Here is a 22,941-nt window from a genome sequence, read left to right as displayed (position 1 = left end):
AATTATAAGTTTTATATATTTTACAATTAGTGTATTTGTAATACAATAAATTGTGTATCTAATAACATAGGAGAATAAAAAAATGATAAAAAAAGTACCTAGTATAACATTTAAAACTAGAGTTAGAGATGAAAGTATTGGTGGTTCAAATCCATTTAGATGGCAAGATTTGACTACTTCAGAAATTTTTGGTAACAAAAGAGTGATTGTATTTTCACTTCCTGGAGCATTTACACCAACTTGCTCTACATATCAGTTGCCAGGTTTTGAAAATAATTTTAATAAATTTAAAGAGCTTGGTATAGATGAAATTTATGTTTTGTCTGTGAATGATTCGTTCGTAATGAATAAATGGATCGAGTTTCAAAAGATTAAAAATATTAAGCCAATTCCTGATGGAAATGGAGAGTTCACAGCAGCCCTAGATATGCTTGTAGATAAAGAGAATCTTGGTTTTGGTAAAAGATCATGGAGATACGCTATGGTTGTAAAGAATGGAAACATTGAGAAATTTTTTGTAGAACCAGGTAAAAGAGATAATGCAGAAGACGATCCATATGGAGAGACTTCTCCAGAAAACTTATTAAAATATTTGGAGTCTAAATAATTTATGGCTAAAAAAGTTGTTTTAGTTGGTGCTACAGGAGTAATAGGCTCAGCAACGTACAAAATTTTAGTTGAAGCTGGCTTTGATGTTGCTTCAGTTAATTTCTCTGGAAAAGGTGCTGATTACAAAGTTGATATACAAGATACAAGCTCTATTTACGCATTATTTGAACAGATAGAAAGCTTTGATGCTCTTGTATCAACTACAGGTAAAGTTGCGTTTAAGGATATACGTCATATAGAGCAGAAAGATTGGGGTTTAAGTCTATCTAACAAGCTTTTGGGGCAAATAAATTTAGTCCAAATTGGTGCAAAGTATGTTTCAAAAGGAGGGTCTTTTACACTTACATCAGGAATATTAAATGTACAGCCAATAGCTAATGGCACTATAGCCGCAACTATAAATTCTGCTCTAGAGGGTTTTGTTAAGGCAGCTTCATTAGAGTATACTGATTTTCGTATAAATATTGTTAGCCCTACTGTTGTTGAAGAAGCTTTAGAAAAATATGCACCATTTTTTGTTGGATTTAAAGCTATTAAGGCTAGTTGTGTGGCAAAGGCTTATCTAAAATCTGTTGCTGGTATTGCTAATGGTGAAGTTATAAAAGTGGGGTTCTAGTTATTTTTTATTGTATCTAAGACTTTATCAAAAACTTCTTCAGCAGATAGATCAGAGGTATCAATAACTATAGCATCGTCAGCCGGCTTTAGGGGGGCTATTTTACGGTTTCTATCTTGAAAATCTCTTTTTTCAATATCTGCTAATATAGTTTCGAAATTAGGATTTTGATTTTTTTCTTTTAATTGGTTAAACCTTCTTTGGGCTCTAACCTGCGAGTTAGCATCTAGAAAAAACTTATGTTTTGCATCAGGAAAGACTACTGTTCCCATATCTCTGCCGTCAGCTACTAATCCTAGCTCGGTAGCGAAATCACGCTGTTTATTTAATAAAATCTCTCTTACAGTAGGATATACAGCTATCTTTGAAGCAAGCATACCTATTTTCTCTGTACGGATTTCTTTGGAAACATCATTGTTAGCTAGAATGGTTTTTATAGAACAGTTACCTATTTCAAACCTAATATCTAGATTTCCAAGGGTTTTATAAGCCTCTGTTTCATTATCTAAACTTGTACCATTTCTAGAGCAATGCAATGCAGCTAATCTATAAATCGCTCCACTGTCTAAAAACTTATAGTTTAGATGTTTTGCTAAAGCTTGAGCTAAAGTACCTTTGCCAACTCCACTAGGACCATCGATAGTGATAATTTTAGAGTTGTTCATTTTCAAACTCCTGCATGAATTTAGCTAATGCATTTACATCTTCTAAAGATACTGCATTATATAAACTTGCTCTGCAGCCACCTACAAGACGATGACCTTTTAAGCCATAGAATCCTTTATTATCTGCTTTTAGAAGAAATTCTTTAGTCATTTCCTCCGTTGGTAACTGAAATATTACATTCATGCCTGACCTATATATTGGATCTATATCATTTTTATATATCTTAGAATTATCAATTGTTGAATACAAAATTTCAGCTTTTTTATTGTTAAATTTTTCCACTTCATCTAAATTTTGAAATTTATCTATCAAATACTCTAAGGTTAACTCAAAGGTGACCCATGAAATCACAGAAGGAGTGTTATAAAGAGAATTAGATTTTTTAGTAATATCATAGTCAAATACTATAGGTAAATTCTCTTGCTGCTTAATTAATGAGTTCTTTAGTATAACTATAGTAAGTCCAGGTATACCAGCATTTTTTTGCGCTCCAGCGTAAATTAATCCATAGTCTCTAATATTGATAGGTTTTGATAAAAAACTCGAAGACATGTCGCATACTAGATCAGTATTGCAGGATTTGGCTAGTTGATTTATTTGGAAGCCATCTACGGTTTCATTGTCTGTATAATAAACATAATCATATTTATTAGAGATAAAATTTTCAACTATATTATTATCGTATTGGACTGGTTTTACATTTATAAATTTTCCAGCTTCTTTAGCTGCTTTTTCTGACCATTGACCACTACAGATATAAAGGGCTTTATTATACTTATTTGATAAGTTCATAGGTATAGCAGCAAATTGAGCCGTTGCTCCTGCTTGCATAAGTAATATAGAGTAATCATCTGGGATATTTAATAAATACCTAAGTTTAGTTTGTATTGAATCGTAAACCTCTTCAAAAGCTTTATCACGGTGGGAAATGGATAATAATGAGACACCAGTATTTTTATAGTTAGTCATCATTTTTTGTAATTTTTCAATGATACAAGTTGGTATTACAGCAGGACCTGCACAAAAATTAATTTTCATAAACATATAAAAGTTTTTTTAAAACTAATGATTATTTTAGCACATGAATTATTCTTATAAATAGATGGATATAAATTGAATTTATTAAAGCATTTTCTAGCCGTGCCTGAAAAAGACTAATAAATAGATACTTAGTTAATTCATATAACTAATATGGAGAAAGGGTTGTTATCCTATGGCTTGGTCAGGGGAACCAGAGTTCATAATTTTTTAAAACATTTATGTAAATTTATTTTAAATTTATGATAATATTAAACACACGAATAAATTAGGATATAGTAAGAAAGAGGATGAAGCATACTATATTATGCAGTAATTGTAATACTTTGTTAAATTTACTTAGCCATGCCTGTCCATTTTGTAACAATATTATTAGGTGTAGGAGATGCCATTCAAATAATCTACGTAAGATAATAGATCAAAAAGATGCAATAACAGATATTGATCAAATACCAGTATTTTTAGATGAAGAACTTAAGAAAACATCTAAGGTGGAGTGCCAAAAGTGTAGATTTATAGTCTATTTAATGGATTATAAAAATGAAAGCTTCACTAATAAGATGCTTAGTAAGTTTTATATTATGTTGGTGGGGAATTATATAATTAATAAAGTATTATATGAATTCAAAGTACAATCAACAAATAATAGTTCACATTATTTAAGTTATGGTTCTCATGCTAGAAGTGTAAATGAAAAATTAAATAAGGCTTATAATGAATGGTTTTATTTATCTGAACTTACAAAAGAGAAAGATAAGTTAGCAAATAGTTATATGCCTTTCAAGACTGAAGAGTCTCAAGCTTTAAAATTAGAGGGTTACCATCCCAGAAGAAGAGCATATGTGTCTTTGTTTCATAAGTATGCATCATGTGAGGAATATGCTGCTATTACATATACGTTATTGTCTGAATTACTAGATAACTCTTATGAAATTAACCTATGTTTTTCAGAGAAGTTACACCACGCTATTACTGTTGTAATGGATAAATACGATAATAATATTGTTATTGATCCTTGGCTTGGGTTTGGTCAATCTGTACCACAAGACTTGTATGGAGGTATAGGAAATTTAACTCTTGTTAAGAGGAGAAGTAAAGAGAGTAAAAAAAACAAGTTTAAATATATGTTCGAGCATTATACTCGAGAAGAAGAAATGCAAAAGGTTTTAATGGAGCTAAAGAGAAAGGACTGGAGATCTGAAAACTATCAAAACTTTTGCATAAAAAATACTTGGGATAATGATTTTGCGATTAAAACAGGGAGCTCTTGTTATTGGATAACAGCAAATTTGTTCAAATACATAGAAAAATGTAAAGAATATCAACAGGAAAATATTGACCATATACTTCTTCAAATAAGCACACTAAGAGATAACGAATCATTTATTTTCTTTATAAGAGAGATATCTGAAGATATTAATTTAAGAGTTACATGGAGCAAAAGAAAAAAAGAAGCTATTGAGAAAATTGATAAATATAATAAACGTTCAATTCAAAGGTTAGACTATGAAAAGATAGAGAAAATTAAACAACAGCTTCAAACAATACTAAAATGTATATTGATACCTAGAGGAAGTTTTTTTGACAAAAAGATATTTCATAAAACTTCAACAGGTAAAATAGCGTTAGAAATATTTAATAAGTGTGAATATTTTAATAAATTGCTTAATAAAGAAAATTTTTCATTTAAAGCACCATCTGGTCTAAATATATATAGTTACAATGATTTGGTTAGTTATTCTTTTGAGGGGAATTATAGTCCTCGAGATATATATACTGAAGCGGAAAAACTACGAATATATGATGAGCTAGTTAAAATATCTAACTTAGAGTATATATAAAGAAACGAGGGTCTTCAACTAACTGTGTAAACTAAAATTATATGTTTCTAACTGTGTTAAAAATATTCTCAAAATGCTCATTTACTACGTGTAAACTGTGCTTTTTAGAATTATTTTGCCTTGTTACCACTCATCTAAACTTAATTCCAGCTTGCAACAGTCCCTTGAAAGCGCTAGCGTAGGTGGAAATTTGATAAAATTATCATACACAAGGAACATTAAGATTCTATTTTATCCAATCTCTTGGTTTAGTATACTCGTAAATTTTAGCTTCTTCAGAGCCTTCTTCTGGATGCCAATTATATTTCCACGAAGCCATAGGAGGCATTGATGATAGTATAGATTCTGTTCTACCACCACTTTGTAAACCAAAAATTGTTCCTCTATCCAAAACTAGGTTAAATTCTACGTATCTGCCACGGCGGTAGAGTTGAAAATCTTTGTGTTGCTGTGAATATGATATATTTTTCCTTTTTTCAACAATAGGAACATATGCTTTTATATAAGCATTTGCACACTCAGTAACAAAATCATAACATTTTCCAAAAGACTCTTCGTTGAGATCGTCAAAAAACAAACCACCCACACCGCGGCATTCATCACGGTGCTTTAAGTAAAAATATTCGTCACACCATTTTTTAAATTTTGGATAATAATTTTTATTGTGTTTGTCACAAACGTTCTTAGCTGTTTTATGCCAATAAATAGCATCTTCTTCAAATGGATAATACGGTGTAAGATCAAATCCTCCACCAAACCACCAAATTGGATTATCAGTATCAGCCCCAGCGACAAATAATCTAAAATTAGCATGTGATGTTGGTACAAAAGGGTTGCGTGGATGGATTACTAAAGATACTCCTGTAGCAATAAAAGATTTACCTGCTAAATCCTTACGTTTTTCTGTTGCTGATGGTGGTAAGGCATCGCCATGTACTTTTGAAAAAGCAACGACTCCTTTTTCAAAAACCTCACCTTCTTCGATGATCATAGAATTACCATATCCTTTAAGTTTTTGCTCAGGGGTATTAGATTTTTGCCATTTATCGCTAATAAACCTTTGGTTATTAGTTTCACAGTCCTCTAATGTGTTAGTAATATTTAACTGAAGTTGCGTTAGGAAATTTTCAAATTTCGTGATTTTATTTTGCATACTTGACACCTCTTGTAATGAAACTTTTATCTAATACTGAAAGTAAAAGGGAAGTTAAATTTGATGTATTTAATTCTAACATTAGGAAAATAAAAATGCTTTAAAATATTAACCTTTTGTTTCGAGTAGAGTTTTTATGGTCAAAATAAGTTGATATCAATATATATAATTAGTAGAATATGGTTTGCTCTTTGCTACATAAAAATTTTATTTGTGTGGCTTATCAGTGTAGAAAATAATTAATGATAAACCGTAAGGAGTTTATAAAAAATGAAACATTATGAAATCGTATTAATGATACATCCTGATCAATCAGATCAGTTACAAACCATGCTTGATAAGTACCGTAGTATTATCGAAGAAAAAGGTGGGAAAATTCATAGGTTTGAAGATTGGGGACGTCGTCAATTAGCTTACCCTATAGAGAAGCTTCATAAAGCACATTATGTGTTATTTAATGTAGAATGTGGTACTGAATCTCTAAATAAACTTCAAGAAAATTTGAGATATAACGATGCTATATTACGTCGTTTGGTTATATCAAAAAAAGAAGCTGTTATAGAGCCATCAGTTATGATGCAAACTAGTGAAAAAGAAGTAATTTAGAATAAATTTATAGAGGTATTTAAGAATGAGTCGTCGTAAAGTTTGCCGTTTCAAAGTAGATGGCGTTAAAGAAATTGACTATAAAGATGTAAATAAGCTAAAAGCTTATATAACAGAAACTGGAAAAATAGTTCCAAGTCGTGTAACTGGTACATCAGCTAAATATCAAAGACAGTTATCTACAGCTATAAAGAGAGCTAGATTTTTAGCTTTGCTACCGTACTGTGATCGTCATTTTAACTAGTACTGGAGATTGATATAATGCAAGTTATTTTAAAAGAAAAAGTGGAAAACCTAGGTGTATTAGGTGATGTTGTAAACGTAAAGCCAGGTTATGCAAGAAACTTTCTTATCCCTTTTGGTAAAGCTGTACAGGCAACTAAAGTTAATATAGAAACTTTTGAAGCTCAAAAAGTTGAGCTTCAAAAAGCAGAAAAAGCTAGATTTGATGCAGCAGTAGCTACGGCTGAAGCTATAAAAGGTAAAGAATTCACTATAGCAGCTCAAGCAGGTGAGGGTGGTAAACTGTTTGGTTCAGTTGGTACTGCTGAAGTTGCAAAAGCTGTATCTGAAGCAACTGGTAAAGAGGTTGAGAAAAGCCAAGTTCGTATGCCTGAAGGTGTTATTAGAAGTATTGGTGAGTTTGATCTTACAATTCATATCTATACAGATGTTGACGTTGATATAAAAGTAAATGTTGTAGCTTCTGAAAGTTAGTTTATAATAATATAACTAACACATTTTTAAATCTGAATATATATAAATATAAACCATGTGTTAGGCATGGTTTTTTTGTATTTATGAAAAAGGTTTTTATTTATAATCTATGATGACTAATCAATTTAAGCCAGCAGAAACAACCTATTCTTTAGAAGCTGAGAGAGCTATACTAGGAAATATTTTATTATATAACCAAAATATTGAGTTAGTAGAGGATCTGCTTTTAATAGATGACTTTTTTGATAGAAGGCATAAGATTATTTATAGTCAGCTAAACACTCTTAACCAATCAAATATACCTTTTGATGTATTAATAGTAAGTGAATATTTAGCAACAGCAGGTTTGTTAGATGAGGTAGGTGGTGAAAGATATATTATTGATTTAGCAACAAATACACCTTCTATTTCTAATATTAAAACTTACGCTAATATCGTTAAAGATAAAGCTAAATTAAGAAGCTTACAAAATAGTGTTAACGATATCATCCAAAAAATATATTCTGCAGAATCAAGAAACCCTGATGAAGTAATTGATTATGCTGAAAGTAGAATTTTAGATATTGCAAAAGAAAGGGATATCCTAACGAAGGGTCCTGAATCTATTAAAAATGTGATTCCAAAACTTGTGGATAGAATGAGTGCAATAGTTGATTCTGGTACGGGTTTGACAGGAGCTTCTACGGGATTTATAGATTTAGATAAAATGACTTCAGGGTTGCAGAGAGCTAATTTAGGAATTATAGCAGCTAGGCCATCTATGGGCAAAACAGTTTTAGGTATAAATATCGCGCAAAATATTGCTAAAGCTGCTACAAAGCCAGTTTTAGTATTTAGCTTAGAAATGCCAGCGGAAGATATAGTTACAAGGATGCTAGCTAGCCAAGCTCGTGTTGAGATGAATTTACTTAAAGAATGTAATAGATTAAATGATGCTCATTGGGTTAAGATTACTACAGCTATGAAAAATCTCAGTGAAATGCCTTTGTATATAGACGACACTTCAACGTTGACTCCAGCAGAAATGCGTTCAAGAGCTCGTAGATTGTACAATGAACATGGTGGTCTATCTATGATTTTAATAGATTATTTACAGTTAATGAAAATACCTGGTTATGAAACAAATAGAACTTTAGAAGTATCTGAGATTTCTCGCTCTTTGAAAGCTTTAGCTAAAGAATTAGATATTCCTGTAGTGGCGTTATCACAATTAAACAGAGGCGTTGATGATCGTAAAGATAAACGCCCAATGATGTCTGATCTAAGAGAATCAGGAGCTATTGAACAAGATGCAGATTTGATAATGTTTATTTATAGAGATGAAGTCTATAACAAAGATAAAGAAGATAATAAAAATATCGGTGAAATAATAATAGGTAAGCAACGTAACGGTCCTATAGGAACAGTGCATGTGCGTTTTGATGGTCAATATGCTAGTTTTACGAATTTAACTAATGAAAATGATTATATTATGCCTGGTGATATGGGATATAACGAATAAATCTATATTATAAAAAAATATTTAAAGAGAGCTTTTATGCAACAAGACACTAAAGTTAATTTACTTGGTTTAAATCAAAAGTCAATTGAGGATTTTTTTATATCAATTGATGAAAAAAAATTCCATGCAAGACAAGTTTTTAAATGGATACATAAAAAAGGAGTCATAGATTTTGATGCTATGACAGATTTAGGTAAAGGCTTACGAAATAAGCTAAAAGATCTATCATATATAACAGTACCTAAAGTAGTCTTTAGTAAAGCTTCTAAAGACGGCACACACAAGTGGTTAATAGATGTTGGTGGTAGTGCAATCGAAACTGTGTTTATACCAGAAGAAGGTAGGGGGACTCTTTGCGTATCATCACAAGTTGGTTGTACTTTAAATTGTAGTTTTTGTTCTACTGGTAAGCAAGGCTTTAACAGAAACTTGACAGTAGCGGAAATAATAGCTCAGCTTTGGATAGCCGCTAGGACTTTATCCAAAAACAATGGTGAACATGATTTTACAGTTACAAACATTGTAATGATGGGTATGGGTGAGCCATTGATGAATTTTGAGAATGTCGTACCAGCTATGGATATTATGATGGATGATCTAGCATATGGTCTGTCAAAGCGAAAAGTTACTCTTAGTACGTCAGGTGTTGTTCCTAGAATATATGATCTACTAGAGCAATCAGGTGTGTCATTGGCAGTTTCTTTACATGCTTCAAATAATATTTTACGTAATGAACTCGTACCTATAAACAAAAAATATGATATAGATGAATTATTAAAAGCTTGTAAAATGTATGCGGAAAAAGGACCTCATAAGCAAATAACTTTTGAATATACATTAATGAATGAAATTAATGATAATTTACAAGACGCACAAGACTTAGTAGAGCTATTAAAATCCCGACAAGTCCCTGCTAAAATAAATTTAATTCCATTTAATCCTTATCCAGGAACTATTTATAAGAAACCTAGCAACAACAGAATCCATAAGTTTAAAGAATTTTTACAGCAAAATGGTTTTGTTACTACAATACGTAAGACACGAGGTGATGACATAGATGCTGCTTGCGGCCAACTTGCTGGTGATGTCACTGATAAAACCAGAAGAAAAGAAAGATACTTGAAAGAAATAGGAGATAGTAATGCAAGCTAATTTAAAGAAAATTAGCCTATTGGTAGGACTATTAGGTGTTTTGGGAGCATGTTCTACTCTAGAACCTAATAACTCTAGCTATCAGCAAAATAGCATTCAAGGTGAACAAAAAAAATCCCCTCAGTTAGTAGAGGGTAATGTTGTAGAGTATACAGTACCTGCTAGAGCGACGGAACAAAAAGCTGATTATAAAAAAGCAACGACTCTCAATGCTGAATTAGCTATTATCTATTCACATGACGGGTATCTAGATAGAGCTAAAAATAAGTTAATCAAAGCACAGCAATTAGCAAAAGAGCATGGTTATAAGTTGGCGATAGTTGATTATGCAGCTGGATATTATTATCAAACAATAGGGGCTAATTCTATAGCTGAAAAATATTATAAAGACGCTATTTATAACCAGCCTAAAAATTTTGAAGCAATGAATTTTTATGCTCAGTTTTTATGCCAAGTAAAAGGTAATTATACTGAAGCTGAACATTTATTTGATAAATCTTTGTATGTATCTAACAATAATGATATGGCACAGACATTTTTTTTATATTCTGAATGTATGTATAAGCAAGGTAAGGAAAAAGACGCTCTAGATTTTATGGAAAAAGCTGATAAATTTAGAACAAACTACTTAGGTGCTAAATTGCGATTAGCAGAGATGTACTTTGAGCAACGAAAATACAAAGAGTGTTACAAGGTAATATATGAGATGAAGGACAATGGGGAATTTTTTAATAACAAGCGTGTATTAAAGCTGAGATTGAAGTTAGCAGAATATACACATAATAAAGATGAGGCTGCTACAGTGAGATTAATATTTTCTTCAAAAGATTTTAATGATGATAATATAGATCAGTTTTTCTCAGCTTCTGACGGTGGTATAGAATAATGGACAGAACTAACAGTTTGGATAATAGCCAAGAAAGGCTTCAAAAAATACTTGCTAAATACGGTATAGGCTCAAGAAGAAAAATAGAAGAGTTTATAGAGCAAGGTAGAGTTAAAGTAAATGGCAAAGTTGCTAAATTAGGAGATAGAGCGTCAAATACAGATAAAATAAGTTTTGATAGTAAAGCTTTACATTTGTACGGTCAACCAATGACAAGACCCCGAGTAATAATATACCATAAGTGTGAGGGCGAGGTTTGTACAACTAAAGATGAAAAAGATAGAAAAACAGTTTTTGAATCATTACCCAAGCTAGCTGGATCGCGCTGGATAATGGTAGGAAGGTTAGATATAAATACTACAGGTTTGCTATTGTTTACAACTGATGGAGACTTAGCTAATCGTTTAATGCATCCTTCTTATGAAATAGAAAGAGAGTATGCTGTAAGAGTGTTTGGTCAGCAACTATCAGATGATGTACTAAACAGACTTAAAGAAGGTATAGAACTAGAGGATGGTTTGGCTAAATTTAATAGCATAAGATTTTCAGGTGGTGAAGGAGCTAATCTATGGTATTATGTAACTTTGTCTGAAGGGCGAAATAGAGAAGTCAGACGTATGTTTGAAGCTGTAGGTGTTACAGTAAGTAGATTAACGCGCGTTAGGTTTGGTGATGTAATATTACCTAAATATGTATCTCGTGGAAAAACGTTGGAACTTTTACCTACAGAGGTAAACAACCTACGTAAGTCAGTTAAACTTAAACCATATAGTTACCCAAAAAAATTAGTTGAAAGGTTAGAGAGATAGTATGAGCTTTGAAAAAGAGCTAAAAGATGTTTTTGATATAGATATATGGTGTTTAAAGGATAAGTATAGTTCTTCTAATCAAACAACAAAACAAGATTTATCTGTTGTAGTAGATCCAATAAAGAAAGAAAACTTAGATAGTAAATTTATATACTCTAATAATGTTGACAGTGATAGATTTGTAAATATCTTTGTATCAGAAGATTTAAATCTTAACTTCTTAAGAAATGTGATCCAAAGTTTGTTTTTTAATTCAAGGGTTAACATATATGAGACATCTAAAAACTTAGATCAACAAGGAGCAATCAATATTTATCAAAAAGATTTTATTTCAGATGAGTTTGAACTATTAAGTGTAGAAAGCAAAAAATATATATTACAGAAACTATATCAGTATGCAGATTTTAGTTCTAGATGAAAGTTATTGCAATCAAGTCATTAGCCTAATTCGTAAGACCGATGATTATATTAATTGGTCAGATAAACAAATATTTGAAAGTTTTAATGATAATGGTCTAGTTTTTGGAATTTTGCAAAATGGTCAACTAAAGGGTGTTAGTATATTTAACTATATTCTTGATGTGGCAGAACTTTTATACATATGTGTAGGTAAAAATAATCAATCAGCTGGCTTAGGATATCAGCTTTTAGAGGCTAGTATTCAAGAGTTAAAATTAAAAGGGATAAAGGAGTTTTTCTTAGAAGTCGATGTGAAAAATTCTAACGCTATAAAGCTATATAAAAAAGTAGGCTTTAAGTATATTTCTACACGTAAAAACTATTATGTTTATAAAGATGGAAATACTAGTGACGCTTTGATTTATAAATTATGAAACTGCCATAAGTTTCATTATAAATGTAGTATATGCTAACTAGTTACTGGTTTAACATTGTTGATTACAACGCCTCTTGTAAAAAAAAATGAAATATCATGTTATAAATATTATAAATAATTTTGTACCTATGTTATATTAGTGCTCACAACGGGGGTGCTATTTAACCATATTGTCTAGTATAGTAGCTGAGATATACCCTTTGTACCTGATCTAATTAGTATTAGCGTAGGGAGTTTGTTTGGTGTTTTTCAACAAAAGGTCATTCAAATTCCTATTATTTAGAAACCACTAGAAATAATAGGAGAGTTTTAATGCAAAATATAGGCTATATAACCCTAAATATATCTTTGATTATATATTTCGTACATTTTTTGCCTCAAATGTTACATAATCAATTTAAACATAAAACTTTAGAGATAAGTTTGTGGACTCATTCTTTAATGATTTTGGCGAACTCTTTTGATTTAATTTACGCAATAGGATTTGGTTTGCAATGGCAATATGTGTTAGTAGATGTTATTTTATTGAGTTTTTTAGTTATTCAACAATTTCAAATTTTAAATGACAGAAGAGATAAGTATATAGCTGTACATAGCATATTAATAATAATATTTTTATTGTTAGTAATGTTTGTAGTTTTATATATAAATCTTAGTTCTAAATATTTGTTAGTACTAGGGTCGATAGGTGGAATTATCTATAATTTATATTGGTTGCCACAAATATATAAAAATTATCGCCAAAAACAGGCCGAAGGGTTTAGTATAGTTTTCCTAACGTTATCTTTAGTAAGTGTAATGTGTGATCTAAGTAGCGCTATATTTCTAGGCTGGCCAGTTCTATCAATAATAGTATCTTTGAGTCTGGCTATGTTGCTGTTACTTCAAGTATTTCAGTATTTCTATTATAAAAACTTTACTCAAATTTGTGGCGCTTAAATACACACTGAAGTAGGTAATAGAAAAATTCAACAAAAATATTTTGTTAAAATTTGACATTTTAACTGTTAATGTTCTAAAAAAGGATTAAAATTAGTTTTGTGGTGTGTAAGTTATTAAGGTTTTTACAAATGTCTGAAGATTTGATGATTTTTAGTGGTAATGCGTCAAGAAAGCTTGCTGATGAGGTTGCAAAAGAGTTAGGAGCAACTCTTGGTAACGCAACAGTTGGTAGATTCAAAGATGGTGAAATACACGTTGTATTAAATGAAAATGTTCGTGGTAAAGATATATTTGTAATACAGTCAACTTGTCCACCAGCAGATAATCTGATGGAACTTATTTTACTAATTGATGCATTAAAAAGATCATCAGCTGAAAGGGTAACAGCAGTATTACCGTATTTTGGTTATGCCAGACAAGATAGAAGATCAAAGTCTGCGAGAGTTCCAATTTCAGCAAAAGTAGTTGCAAATATGCTTCAAGCAGTTGGTCTTGATAGAATATTGTCAGTGGATATTCATGCCGAGCAAATACAGGGGTTTTTTGACATACCTTTTGACAATGCTTTTGCAACAAAAATCTTTTTAGAATATGTCCGTAAAAACCCGTCAAAATATGAAAACGTTAAGATAGTTTCCCCAGATATGGGTGGTGTGGTTAGAGCTAGGTCAGTAGCTAAGAATTTGGGTGTAGAGATAGCAGTAGTTGATAAAAGAAGGCCTAAACCAAACGTCGCCGAAGTTATGAATATAATTGGTGAGGTAGATGGTAAGCACTGTATCTTGGTTGATGACATAATGGATACAGGGGGTACCATATGTCAAGCAGCTCAGGCTTTAGTTGACAAAGGTGGTGCAGCTAAGGTATCAGCTTTTTGTGTCCATCCTTTGCTTTCTGGTGATGCGATTAAAAATATTGAAAATTCAGCTATAGATGAGCTTATAGTTACTGATTCTATTCCTCTTAAGCTAAACGCTCAGGAATGTAGTAAAATAAAGGTTATTTCTTTAGCTCCTTTATTAGCTCAGATAATAGAAAAAACTAATGGTGAAGAGTCTGTTAGTGATATATTCCGTACTGATGGCTTGGTAGATTAAACTTTTTTTAACTTGAATTATAGTTCTTAATCTAATACAATAGCTCGGCTAATCCAGGGTCGCATGGCTTAGTAGCTAATTGTTTGTTAAAAAAATAAGGAATACAAAAATGGCAAGTTTTGTTTTAAAAGCACAAAAAAGAGAAGATTTAGGAACAGGTGCGAGCCGCCGTCTAAGAAGTGCTGGTAAAATTCCAGCAGTTGTATATGGTGGTGAGAAAGAGGCTTTATCTATAGTTATGGATCATGATAAACTTTTACACGCTACTGAAGATAGAGCATTTTTTTCAAGTGAAGTGACTCTAGATATAGATGGTAAAGAAGAAAAAGTTATTATCAAAGCATTACAAAGACACCCGTACAAAGTTAAGCTTATCCATGCTGACTTTATGAGAGTTTAAATGTCATAAAAAGTGAAAAATCTTAACAAATAAATTCATATCTTTTTATCTAACAATTTGTATATGTTAGAATTATATATTCAATCTTATTTTATAAACATTTTGTAAATAATGGATACTTACACCGTACTAGTAATTTTATTTTTGTTAATATGTGTGTCAGCATTTTTCTCAAGTTCAGAAACGTGTATGATGGCTCTTAATAAATATAAACTCAAGCATTTAGCGAAAAAAAATAATAAAGCCGCAAGGCGTAGTTTGTCATTAGTAGCCAAACCGGAAAAGCTTTTGATAACTATACTTATAGGTAATACTTTTGCAAATATTTTTGCTGGAGCAGTTATTTCATCGTATTCAGAAACTCATTTTGGTAATTTCGGGCTTATGGTAGCCACAGTAGCAGTTACTATGATCATTTTGATATTTGGAGAAATTATACCAAAATCATTTGCAGCAGTTTATCCACAAAAACTGGCTTTTCCATTCTCATTACCTTTAAAATTGATAATGCTGATTTTATACCCTGTCGTTATAGTTTTAGGAATAATATCTAGAGTAGCACTTAAAATATTTGGTATTAAAATAGAATCAGTGAATAATGAATCCTTAAATAAGGAAGAAATACATACTGTTGTTCATGAATCAAATTCAAAGCTAGGGTCTAAAAATAAAAACATGCTTTTAGGAGTCCTCGAGCTTGATAAGATTTTAATCCAAGAAGTGATGACCCATTTTAATAAAATAGAATATATAGATTTAAACAATCCAATAGAGAAAATACTTATACGTATTTCTAAAATGAAATCTGCAAATATTCTTGTATGTGAAAACGGCATAAACAACGTGATAGGTGTAATTAAGTTAAAAGAGATAACAAATTTACTAATACTATCTAAGTCAAGTATTAATAAGTCTAAATTGCGTAAAATTGCTCAACAGCCATATTTTATTCCAGAAACTGTATCTTTACAGACTCAACTTATTAATTTCCAAAAGAAAGGTAAGCGTTTTGCTGTAGTTGTTGATGAGTATGGAGATGTTATAGGAGTGGTTACAATAGAAGATATTATGGAAGAAATAGTAGGAGAATTTTCTGATAGGTTTGATATTCATAATAATATTCGTAAGCTTGATGATAGGAGTTATCTAATCGGGGGTAGTGCTACACTTAGAGAAATAAATCGTCATATTGGTATCCAATTTGAAAGTGAAGATGCTAAGACTCTTTCTGGTTTGATAATTGAGAAGATTGAAAATTTACCATCTGGACCATGTTGTATAAAAGGCAATAATGTTCTTTTAGAAATCACAGAAATTATAGATACTAAAATAGTATCTATAAAGCTTACAGTTTTATAGGTATGGGTTTAAAGAAGTAATAAATGGTTAACTTTTGCACTTAAAGGATAGAATAAAGGTTTTTGGGATCTTTGATGGGAGGGACCATATCCATCTGACTACCAATACCGTATTTTTCTGCTAAATCTAAAGCTAGACGTAATACTGAAAAATCCTCAATTGCAAAACCTACAGAGTCATATATTGTTATTTCATCATCACTTTCTCTACCTTTTTTAGTACCAATAACGATTTCCCAGACTTCTGCATGTAAAACTTGGTCAATTTCTTGTGGAGTTAAGTTTTGAATCTCACCTTCAATCATAGATTGTTGTGTATATTCAACAACCACTTTACCTCTAAATAAGATATTTTTATCAAGTTCTGTTTTGCCCGGACAATCTCCACCTAGTCCATTTATATGAACCCCTTTTTTGATCCAGTCATTTTCTATAACAATAGCATGTAACTTACAAGCTGTGCAAACAACTATAATATCAGCACCTTCACAAGCTTGTTTAGCATTTTCACAAGCTATTAGTTCAAGTCCAGAATCTTTCATATTATTAGCATATTTTTTCATAGCTTCTGGGTCTGTATCAAAATATCTAACCATTTTTATAGGACGAATTAACTTATGAGCTAAAGTCTGAAACTCGCTTTGAGCTCCTGTACCTATCAAAGCTATCGTTTTACTGTCTTTACGAGCTAAATATTCAGTAGCTAAAATTGTAGCTGCTGCCGTTCTTAAGGCTGTAAGCAAAGTCATTTCGGAAATCAGTAAAGGGTAACCATGTTTCACTTCACTAAGTTGACCGGTAGCAACCACAGTTTGTTTGCCTAATTCTGGGTTTTTAGGATGACCATTTACATATTTATAAGTAAATAGTTTTTTATCAACTGTAGGCATAAGTTCTATTACACCACCTGGAACATGAGCAGCATAGCGTGGTGATTTATCAAACTCATTCCATCTTACAAAGTCTTCTTTAAGGTACTTGACTAAATCTTTTATAAAATTATCAAAACCGTGTTTACCAACAATACTAGACATATCTTGAACAGATAGTATTTTCATAATATTTATTCTTTCCCTGTTTGTACAGCTATATTCAAAAGTCTAATATAACTAGTAACTTATTTCAAATTAGTAAAAGCCTATTAGGAAATAGGCTTTAAATATATTACTAAAACTATATGATTATAGCTACTTAGGTTTGAGCAACTAGTATATTAATTTTATGGTGAAAATCTAAGGTATGATTTAGTTAATTTTTGTAGATTTATCAACAATTATAGCTGTAGTCATAGAGCCATGAATATTTAATGGTGTTCTAAAGCTGTCAATAATAGCATCCACTCCTATAATTAAAGCTATAAGCTGCCAAGGTAAACCAAAGTATGAGAATACTATCCCAGCAGCTACAAAAGCTGTTCCTGGTATACCTGAGACTCCTAAAGATGCTAACATACAAATAAAAGATATAAGTACAATGCTTGAAAAAGTAATATCAACGCCAGTGGCGTTCATAGCCATAATAGCTAACACGGCAGGGAAGACTCCTGCACAGGCATTCATTCCTAGCGTAGTTCCCATAGTAGGAGCAAAAGTTGCAATAGTGCTAGATATACCGTATTTGTTTAAACCTTCTATTGACAATGGTAGAGTACCCATGCTTGACCTAGATGTGGCTGCTACTAACATAGCCTTCCAAATGCTTTTATAGAATCTAATCAAGTTGGTTTTAAATACTATCAATAAACCAATATGCATAGTTAACACAATAAGCATAGCTATATAACAAGTTAATATAAAGTATAAAACCGTTGAAATACTATTTTTATCAAGCTCTATACTCATCTGGATCATAAGGCCAAGAACACCATAGGGTGTAACTGAAATAACCATTCTTGCAAGTTTCTTGATCACAAAAAAAGCTGAATCTATAAAATCAATAAAAGGTTTGGCAAGTTTACTATCTTCACGATGTGCTATAAGCATAGAAAAACCTAATAAGATAGCAAATATAACAACAGCCATAACATTGTTATTATCCATTTGATGGAATAGATTATCAGGTAAAAAGCTCAAGATAGTTTCTGAAAAAGAAGAAGTTTTCATTTCTTTAGCAACTTCACCGGTTATCGAAGCTATATCTAACCCATGTCCAATATTCATAATGATAGCAACTGTAGCACCAATAGCAGCACTTACACCAGTTAGGATTAATAAAGTAGCTATGGTTTTATAGGCAAACTTAATTATAGAAGAGCTATTGTAGTTTTTAAGATTAACGATAGAATGTACTATAGAAGTTAAAACTATAGGGATTATTAGCATTTTTAATAGTGAGATATAACCGTCACCTAATATATCAGTAGCTTGGATAAAGACTTCACTATTATAGTTTGTCGTAGTGTATAATATTCCAATAACTATTCCAGCAATTAAAGCTAATATAGTTCTAAAATTAAAGCTATAATCTTTTAATTGAAGAAAAACTAGCAGTAAGAAAACTACTATTAGAATGAAGAGCATTTTACTTGAACCTTTATGTAACTTATGATAATCAAACATTGTACATGTATAAAATAATAAGTTCCATTAAATATTTAAATACAAATTTATGTTGTAAAAAAATATAATCTATTATTATAATGAAGTTAATTAGTCTCCTCGAATAATAAAATATGTCAAATACACTTATGCACCAAGAGGCTGTTAGTAGCTTTCAGAAAGTAGCTAACCAGCTAGAATTAAATAAAGATATAATAAGAGATATTGTTAAACTATTAAAATCTAAGAATATCAAAAGAGTTATAACAATAGCAAGAGGAAGCTCTGATTGCGTGGCAAATTTTGCAAAATATTTATTTGAAGTAAAATTGGGGTTTAGTGTTTCTTCGTTATCACCTTCAGTAACTACTATTTACGGTAAAAATATTGGTGATAACGAAACTCTAGCTATAGCTATTTCACAATCTGGTGGTAGCCCAGATCTAAAGCTTGCTTTGCAAGGTTGCAAAAAAGCAGGTTGCTCTACTTTAGCAATTGTTAACAAAGAAGAGTCTCCATTAGCCGAGGTGGCAGATTTAATATTACCTGTTAGGGCCGGTGAGGAAAAGGCTGTTGCTGCAACAAAAAGTGTTATTACCTCACTGGTAGCTTTAGTTAACTTAGTAGCTGAATATTCTCAAGAAGCTAGTTTATTAGAAGCATTAATAGATTTACCAAAAGTTCTTCAGGACTCTTTAAATTTAAACTGGGTTCCAGCCGTTGATATTTTGAAAAAAAGTAAAAATATGTTTGTTATTGGTCGAGGGTTTGGGTTCCCCATATCTCAAGAGATGGCTTTAAAGTTTAAAGAAACTTGTGGAATTCATGCAGAAGCTTTTAGTGGGGCGGAAGTTCTGCATGGCCCTTTTGCTCTAATGAATCAAACATTTACAACTTTTACGATATTACAAAATGATGAAAGCGCACGTGGAACAATTGACATTGTAAATAGAATGTCAAGTTTAGGAGTTAATACTATTTTTGCTAGTTTTGGGGTTAAGTCAGAGTCACAGGCTAAGGTTAATCTAGGTGTAGAATTAAAAACCCACCCAGTACTTGAACCAATAGTGATACTGCAAAAATTTTATATTTTAGTTAATGACCTAGCTATTTTGCTTGGACTTAACCCAGATAATCCAACAAATCTTAAAAAAGTTACAGAAACAGTTTAAATTCTTATCAGGAGAAATTTTATGGATACTAAAAAAGCAAGGATCAAAATTATAATGCTGATATTTTTTTCAGCGATGGGTGGCATGCTTTATGGCTACGATATAGGAGTCATCAATAGCGCCTTTTTATTTATTAATAATGATATTCCTATGACAACATTTGAAACTTCACTTCTAGGAGGCTCAGTCCTTTTTGGAGGGGCTTTTGCAATATTACTAGCAGGTGTGATAGCAGATTTTATAGGGAGAAAAAATACCTTATTATTGGCAGGACTTATATTTATAATTTCAGTATGGTTGATATATGAATCTCACGACTACCAGATGCTTTTATTATCTCGTTTAGTTCAAGGGGTTTCTGTAGGTTTTATCACTGTTACAGCACCTTTATATCTTACAGAAGTAGTGCCTAATAATATCCGAGGAGTTGCAGTTACTTGTTTTCAATTATTTTTGACTGCTGGTATTTTGATATCTAATTATATTGGGTTGCTTTTTGAACCCACAGGTAACTGGAGGGCAATGTTTTTAACAGCTTTAGTTCCCGCAGTAATATTTTTTGTAGGTAGTTTCTTTTTGTTAAAGTCGCCAAGATGGTTAATGATGGTTAATAGGGAACAACAAGCTAAAGAGCTATTAGTTCAAACTATGGGTCTACAAAAAGCTAATGAACAAATTAGTCAAATTCAAGCTAATATTAAAAAGTCAAAAGAGGAGGGGAGCATATGGAAAAACCTTCATCATAGGCATTATTTAGGTCCTATAATGTTAGTTTTTTCCATAGCGATATTAGCGCAAATGACAGGCATAAACAGCATATTGCAATTTTCTGCTACAATGTTGAAAGAGTCAGGTTTAGGTTCTAATTATGTTTCTATATTAGGAGGAGTGACTATTACAGCTATAAACTTTTTTGCTACACTTTTGGCTGTATTTATAGCAGATAAGCTAGAAAGAAAATTCATAATAACTTTTGGGACATTTATGGTATCAGCATCACTTGTAATAACAGGATTAATGCTGTGGATACTTCCTATAGGAGAGCTTAAAGGTTGGGTATTATTAGCTGGATTAATAAGCTTTATATTCTTTTTTGCCATAGGTCCTGGAGCGTATGTTTGGGTCATAATGTCAGAGTTATTGCCAAATAACATAAGAAGTAAGGCATTAGGGACAGCTTTATTTTTAAACAGTATGGCATCTGCTATATTAGCTTCTATATTTCTTCCTATTTCACATTCTTTGGGTGAAAGTAGTATATTTTTCATCTGTGGCGGATGTACTTTAGTATACTGTTTTGTTGTGTTTAAATTTGTACCTAAAACCACAGGGCGTTCTTTAGAGGAAATAGAGCAGGAATTTATCAAATAATTCTTAGATTGTATTCTCAAAATTTGAAATTAGTTGAAAGAGGATTCCATGTGTAAATTTATTAGGCTTGTAAAAATCAAATAAACAAAAAGAAACTCCTTGTTACTTCAAAAAAGGTGAAAAATTTAAGCAAGAGCTATCAGCTTTAAGTGAGTAGGCGGTCTCAAAAAAAGTTTTTATTGTTTTTTCATAATTTTGCCAAAATTGGTCAGCCGGATTATTAAAAGTGTTCTCGTTTTGGCGATAAGCAAATTCTGGATTAAGTTGGTCCATTAAAAGCTTCGATTGGCTTTTATTCAACCAAAAATATTCGTAATGTAAAGCAATTATTTTTAAAATATCTTGATCAAATGAATTACTGTTAATACTCATCATTGTTTGGATAAATATTTTCAAATCAGAAAACATAGGCTTATTAAGCAGCTTTAAAATAAGTTTCCCGGTACTAGTCTGGGTTGATTTAAATAATTGTGATCTTTTTATCTCAGCTACATAAAATATTCTCCTTAGCAATGAAATTCCTTGAAATCTACTATTTGTTAAGTAATTTAAAAATCTATGTTTAGGGTTTTTCTGAGGTAGCTGAGATATTATTTCGTTTAAGAAATTATTTATTAAAATATTAATATCTACATTGTTATTATTAGGATGATAAACCGGTATTTTATGAAAACCATAGTTTTTATTAGCTAGATTGTAGTCTCAATGTTTATACTGATTCCGAAATGTACCTCATTAGGTGTTAAATAATTTAAACATTTTTTAGGTCTATTATTCAAGTCAATTTGCAACTTTCTAAGATACTGATGAGAGATATTACTAAAATCAGTACCTTTAGGAATAAATTGTCTGATATACCTATTCATGTTTTCATTTGTACCTCTTTGCCATGGACTATATGCATCTGCAAAGAATACTTTAATACCAGTTTTATTTGATAAATTTTTGTGTTTAGCAAACTCTTTACCATTATCAAAAGTAGCTGTGGTAATTTTATTACCATTTGATGCTCTGTATAAAATTTGGTTAATTGAACTAGCTGTTCTATCTTTAGCTTTGCCTAGAATTGTGAATCTACTAACTCTATCTACCATAGTCAAAATAGCTCCTTTATGATCTTTACCGACTATAGTATCACCTTCAAAATGATACAGCTCTTTTCTATCATTAGCTGCTTTAGGCCTTTGTGATATGTTGACTCTATCCTTTATCTTACCTTGATTTGAGGAGCCTTCTTTTTTGTATTTGTAACGCCTACCTTTGAAGAATAATAACTGTTTAAGGTTATGTCTTTGTATAAAGTTATAAACAGCTTTAAAACTTAGCTTAGCTATACCTTCATGCTTTAATCTACCACAAATTAACTCCGGTGATATTTTCTTTTTGAGTAAAGCTATTATCAGCTTTTTAACTTCATTAGTAAGTTTATGATTATTTGACTTTCTACGACTACAATACAACTTATGGGCTATCTCTGCAGAATAACTTTTACCTACTTTATTCCTTTTAAGTTCATTTATAACAGCTGTTTTACTAAATCCTATTTTATTAGCTATTGCTGCTTCTAAGTATCCTAATTTAAGTAAATTTTCTATATAATATCTATCTGAAAGAGTTAAATGTCTATGTGCCATT

General features: G+C 31.2%; 25 protein-coding genes and 1 riboswitch. Of the genes, 18 read left to right on the top strand and 7 right to left on the bottom strand.

Annotated features, from left to right (window positions below):
• The first annotated feature begins 82 nt into the window (after positions 1–82).
• Positions 83–607 (top strand): peroxiredoxin, encoded by a 525-nt coding sequence (locus tag SD28_RS05820; protein ID WP_039125000.1) that lies wholly within the window; start codon positions 83–85, stop codon positions 605–607.
• 3 nt (positions 608–610) lie between these two features.
• Positions 611–1,225, top strand: coding sequence for a short chain dehydrogenase (locus SD28_RS05815; RefSeq protein WP_039124998.1), 615 nt, complete (start codon positions 611–613; stop codon positions 1,223–1,225).
• Here SD28_RS05815 and cmk read toward each other — a convergent pair.
• Positions 1,222–1,890, bottom strand: a complete 669-nt coding sequence (gene cmk / locus SD28_RS05810; RefSeq protein WP_039124996.1) for a (d)CMP kinase — start codon at positions 1,888–1,890, stop codon at positions 1,222–1,224. The genes SD28_RS05815 and cmk overlap by 4 nt on opposite strands.
• Positions 1,877–2,929: a 3-phosphoserine/phosphohydroxythreonine transaminase gene (gene serC, locus SD28_RS05805; RefSeq protein WP_039124994.1), complete on the bottom strand. Its 1,053-nt coding sequence runs from the start codon at positions 2,927–2,929 to the stop codon at positions 1,877–1,879. The genes cmk and serC overlap by 14 nt, the downstream gene beginning before the upstream one ends.
• A gap of 290 nt (positions 2,930–3,219) precedes the next feature.
• Here serC and SD28_RS05800 point away from each other — a divergent pair, with 290 nt between their 5' ends.
• Complete coding sequence (locus SD28_RS05800) at positions 3,220–4,770, top strand: hypothetical protein (RefSeq protein WP_039124992.1); 1,551 nt, start codon at positions 3,220–3,222, stop codon at positions 4,768–4,770.
• Positions 4,771–4,996: 226 nt separating this feature from the next.
• Here the strand turns inward: SD28_RS05800 and hemF are convergent, their stop codons facing one another.
• Positions 4,997–5,923 carry an oxygen-dependent coproporphyrinogen oxidase gene (gene hemF / locus SD28_RS05795; protein ID WP_039124990.1) on the bottom strand — a complete coding sequence of 309 codons (927 nt, stop codon included), beginning with the start codon at positions 5,921–5,923 and terminating at the stop codon, positions 4,997–4,999.
• A 270-nt stretch (positions 5,924–6,193) separates the two neighbouring features.
• Here hemF and rpsF point away from each other — a divergent pair, with 270 nt between their 5' ends.
• From rpsF to SD28_RS05730, 13 genes are all read left to right on the top strand, one after another.
• Entirely contained in the window at positions 6,194–6,529 is a 336-nt protein-coding gene (rpsF, locus tag SD28_RS05790; protein ID WP_039124988.1) for a 30S ribosomal protein S6, read from the top strand.
• A 25-nt stretch (positions 6,530–6,554) separates the two neighbouring features.
• Positions 6,555–6,773, top strand: coding sequence for a 30S ribosomal protein S18 (gene rpsR, locus SD28_RS05785; RefSeq protein WP_035719428.1), 219 nt, complete (start codon positions 6,555–6,557; stop codon positions 6,771–6,773).
• 17 nt (positions 6,774–6,790) lie between these two features.
• Entirely contained in the window at positions 6,791–7,246 is a 456-nt protein-coding gene (gene rplI / locus SD28_RS05780) for a 50S ribosomal protein L9 (protein WP_039124985.1), read from the top strand.
• A 112-nt stretch (positions 7,247–7,358) separates the two neighbouring features.
• The gene (dnaB, locus tag SD28_RS05775) at positions 7,359–8,747 is read left to right on the top strand and encodes a replicative DNA helicase (RefSeq protein ID WP_039125832.1); all 1,389 of its coding nucleotides are present in this window, start codon (positions 7,359–7,361) and stop codon (positions 8,745–8,747) included.
• A 36-nt stretch (positions 8,748–8,783) separates the two neighbouring features.
• Positions 8,784–9,899 carry a 23S rRNA (adenine(2503)-C(2))-methyltransferase RlmN gene (gene rlmN, locus SD28_RS05770; protein ID WP_039124983.1) on the top strand — a complete coding sequence of 372 codons (1,116 nt, stop codon included), beginning with the start codon at positions 8,784–8,786 and terminating at the stop codon, positions 9,897–9,899.
• The gene (locus SD28_RS05765) at positions 9,889–10,785 is read left to right on the top strand and encodes a CDC27 family protein (protein WP_039124982.1); all 897 of its coding nucleotides are present in this window, start codon (positions 9,889–9,891) and stop codon (positions 10,783–10,785) included. The genes rlmN and SD28_RS05765 overlap by 11 nt, the downstream gene beginning before the upstream one ends.
• On the top strand, positions 10,785–11,594 hold the full coding sequence (gene rluB, locus SD28_RS05760; RefSeq protein ID WP_039124979.1) for a 23S rRNA pseudouridine(2605) synthase RluB: 810 nt from the start codon (positions 10,785–10,787) through the stop codon (positions 11,592–11,594). Before SD28_RS05765 ends, rluB begins: the two co-directional genes overlap by 1 nt.
• Position 11,595: 1 nt before the next feature.
• Positions 11,596–12,012, top strand: a complete 417-nt coding sequence (locus SD28_RS05755) for a hypothetical protein (RefSeq protein ID WP_039124977.1) — start codon at positions 11,596–11,598, stop codon at positions 12,010–12,012.
• On the top strand, positions 11,990–12,427 hold the full coding sequence (locus tag SD28_RS05750) for a GNAT family N-acetyltransferase (RefSeq protein ID WP_039124975.1): 438 nt from the start codon (positions 11,990–11,992) through the stop codon (positions 12,425–12,427). Before SD28_RS05755 ends, SD28_RS05750 begins: the two co-directional genes overlap by 23 nt.
• A gap of 142 nt (positions 12,428–12,569) precedes the next feature.
• Positions 12,570–12,680: riboswitch (TPP riboswitch) on the top strand.
• A 61-nt stretch (positions 12,681–12,741) separates the two neighbouring features.
• Positions 12,742–13,368, top strand: a complete 627-nt coding sequence (locus SD28_RS05745) for a PQ-loop repeat-containing protein (RefSeq protein WP_039124973.1) — start codon at positions 12,742–12,744, stop codon at positions 13,366–13,368.
• 131 nt (positions 13,369–13,499) lie between these two features.
• The gene (locus tag SD28_RS05740) at positions 13,500–14,468 is read left to right on the top strand and encodes a ribose-phosphate pyrophosphokinase (protein ID WP_039124971.1); all 969 of its coding nucleotides are present in this window, start codon (positions 13,500–13,502) and stop codon (positions 14,466–14,468) included.
• Between the two features lie 109 nt (positions 14,469–14,577).
• On the top strand, positions 14,578–14,868 hold the full coding sequence (gene rplY, locus SD28_RS05735; protein WP_039124969.1) for a 50S ribosomal protein L25: 291 nt from the start codon (positions 14,578–14,580) through the stop codon (positions 14,866–14,868).
• Between the two features lie 111 nt (positions 14,869–14,979).
• Positions 14,980–16,227, top strand: a complete 1,248-nt coding sequence (locus tag SD28_RS05730) for an HlyC/CorC family transporter (RefSeq protein ID WP_039124967.1) — start codon at positions 14,980–14,982, stop codon at positions 16,225–16,227.
• 40 nt (positions 16,228–16,267) lie between these two features.
• On the opposite strand, the gene SD28_RS05725 is transcribed toward SD28_RS05730, so the two are convergent.
• Positions 16,268–17,284: an ornithine cyclodeaminase gene (locus tag SD28_RS05725; protein WP_039124966.1), complete on the bottom strand. Its 1,017-nt coding sequence runs from the start codon at positions 17,282–17,284 to the stop codon at positions 16,268–16,270.
• A 186-nt stretch (positions 17,285–17,470) separates the two neighbouring features.
• Complete coding sequence (locus SD28_RS05720; RefSeq protein WP_039125829.1) at positions 17,471–18,745, bottom strand: dicarboxylate/amino acid:cation symporter; 1,275 nt, start codon at positions 18,743–18,745, stop codon at positions 17,471–17,473.
• A 152-nt stretch (positions 18,746–18,897) separates the two neighbouring features.
• Here SD28_RS05720 and SD28_RS05715 point away from each other — a divergent pair, with 152 nt between their 5' ends.
• Both SD28_RS05715 and SD28_RS05710 read left to right on the top strand, forming a co-directional pair.
• A complete protein-coding gene (locus tag SD28_RS05715) occupies positions 18,898–19,935 on the top strand; it encodes an SIS domain-containing protein (RefSeq protein WP_039124965.1) in 1,038 nt (345 codons plus the stop codon).
• 21 nt (positions 19,936–19,956) lie between these two features.
• A complete protein-coding gene (locus tag SD28_RS05710) occupies positions 19,957–21,306 on the top strand; it encodes a sugar porter family MFS transporter (protein ID WP_039124964.1) in 1,350 nt (449 codons plus the stop codon).
• Positions 21,307–21,408: 102 nt separating this feature from the next.
• On the opposite strand, the gene SD28_RS05705 is transcribed toward SD28_RS05710, so the two are convergent.
• Together SD28_RS05705 and SD28_RS05700 are read right to left on the bottom strand one after the other, a co-directional pair.
• Entirely contained in the window at positions 21,409–21,819 is a 411-nt protein-coding gene (locus tag SD28_RS05705; RefSeq protein WP_039124963.1) for a hypothetical protein, read from the bottom strand.
• Positions 21,820–21,995: 176 nt separating this feature from the next.
• Positions 21,996–22,940, bottom strand: a complete 945-nt coding sequence (locus tag SD28_RS05700) for an IS30 family transposase (RefSeq protein WP_039124962.1) — start codon at positions 22,938–22,940, stop codon at positions 21,996–21,998.
• Position 22,941 lies beyond the last annotated feature (1 nt).

Source organism: Allofrancisella guangzhouensis, from assembly GCF_000815225.1.
Classification (GTDB): Bacteria; Pseudomonadota; Gammaproteobacteria; order Francisellales; family Francisellaceae; genus Francisella; species Francisella guangzhouensis.
This window is presented reverse-complemented; position numbering and strand designations above follow the sequence as displayed.

Coding starts and splice junctions, on each gene's coding strand:
- SD28_RS05820 (WP_039125000.1), top strand. CDS start 83: ATGATAAAAAAAGTACCTAGTATAACATTTAAAACTAGAGTTAGAGAT.
- SD28_RS05815 (WP_039124998.1), top strand. CDS start 611: ATGGCTAAAAAAGTTGTTTTAGTTGGTGCTACAGGAGTAATAGGCTCA.
- cmk (WP_039124996.1), bottom strand. CDS start 1,890: ATGAACAACTCTAAAATTATCACTATCGATGGTCCTAGTGGAGTTGGC.
- serC (WP_039124994.1), bottom strand. CDS start 2,929: ATGAAAATTAATTTTTGTGCAGGTCCTGCTGTAATACCAACTTGTATC.
- SD28_RS05800 (WP_039124992.1), top strand. CDS start 3,220: ATGAAGCATACTATATTATGCAGTAATTGTAATACTTTGTTAAATTTA.
- hemF (WP_039124990.1), bottom strand. CDS start 5,923: ATGCAAAATAAAATCACGAAATTTGAAAATTTCCTAACGCAACTTCAG.
- rpsF (WP_039124988.1), top strand. CDS start 6,194: ATGAAACATTATGAAATCGTATTAATGATACATCCTGATCAATCAGAT.
- rpsR (WP_035719428.1), top strand. CDS start 6,555: ATGAGTCGTCGTAAAGTTTGCCGTTTCAAAGTAGATGGCGTTAAAGAA.
- rplI (WP_039124985.1), top strand. CDS start 6,791: ATGCAAGTTATTTTAAAAGAAAAAGTGGAAAACCTAGGTGTATTAGGT.
- dnaB (WP_039125832.1), top strand. CDS start 7,359: ATGACTAATCAATTTAAGCCAGCAGAAACAACCTATTCTTTAGAAGCT.
- rlmN (WP_039124983.1), top strand. CDS start 8,784: ATGCAACAAGACACTAAAGTTAATTTACTTGGTTTAAATCAAAAGTCA.
- SD28_RS05765 (WP_039124982.1), top strand. CDS start 9,889: ATGCAAGCTAATTTAAAGAAAATTAGCCTATTGGTAGGACTATTAGGT.
- rluB (WP_039124979.1), top strand. CDS start 10,785: ATGGACAGAACTAACAGTTTGGATAATAGCCAAGAAAGGCTTCAAAAA.
- SD28_RS05755 (WP_039124977.1), top strand. CDS start 11,596: ATGAGCTTTGAAAAAGAGCTAAAAGATGTTTTTGATATAGATATATGG.
- SD28_RS05750 (WP_039124975.1), top strand. CDS start 11,990: ATGCAGATTTTAGTTCTAGATGAAAGTTATTGCAATCAAGTCATTAGC.
- SD28_RS05745 (WP_039124973.1), top strand. CDS start 12,742: ATGCAAAATATAGGCTATATAACCCTAAATATATCTTTGATTATATAT.
- SD28_RS05740 (WP_039124971.1), top strand. CDS start 13,500: ATGTCTGAAGATTTGATGATTTTTAGTGGTAATGCGTCAAGAAAGCTT.
- rplY (WP_039124969.1), top strand. CDS start 14,578: ATGGCAAGTTTTGTTTTAAAAGCACAAAAAAGAGAAGATTTAGGAACA.
- SD28_RS05730 (WP_039124967.1), top strand. CDS start 14,980: ATGGATACTTACACCGTACTAGTAATTTTATTTTTGTTAATATGTGTG.
- SD28_RS05725 (WP_039124966.1), bottom strand. CDS start 17,284: ATGAAAATACTATCTGTTCAAGATATGTCTAGTATTGTTGGTAAACAC.
- SD28_RS05720 (WP_039125829.1), bottom strand. CDS start 18,745: ATGCTCTTCATTCTAATAGTAGTTTTCTTACTGCTAGTTTTTCTTCAA.
- SD28_RS05715 (WP_039124965.1), top strand. CDS start 18,898: ATGTCAAATACACTTATGCACCAAGAGGCTGTTAGTAGCTTTCAGAAA.
- SD28_RS05710 (WP_039124964.1), top strand. CDS start 19,957: ATGGATACTAAAAAAGCAAGGATCAAAATTATAATGCTGATATTTTTT.
- SD28_RS05700 (WP_039124962.1), bottom strand. CDS start 22,940: ATGGCACATAGACATTTAACTCTTTCAGATAGATATTATATAGAAAAT.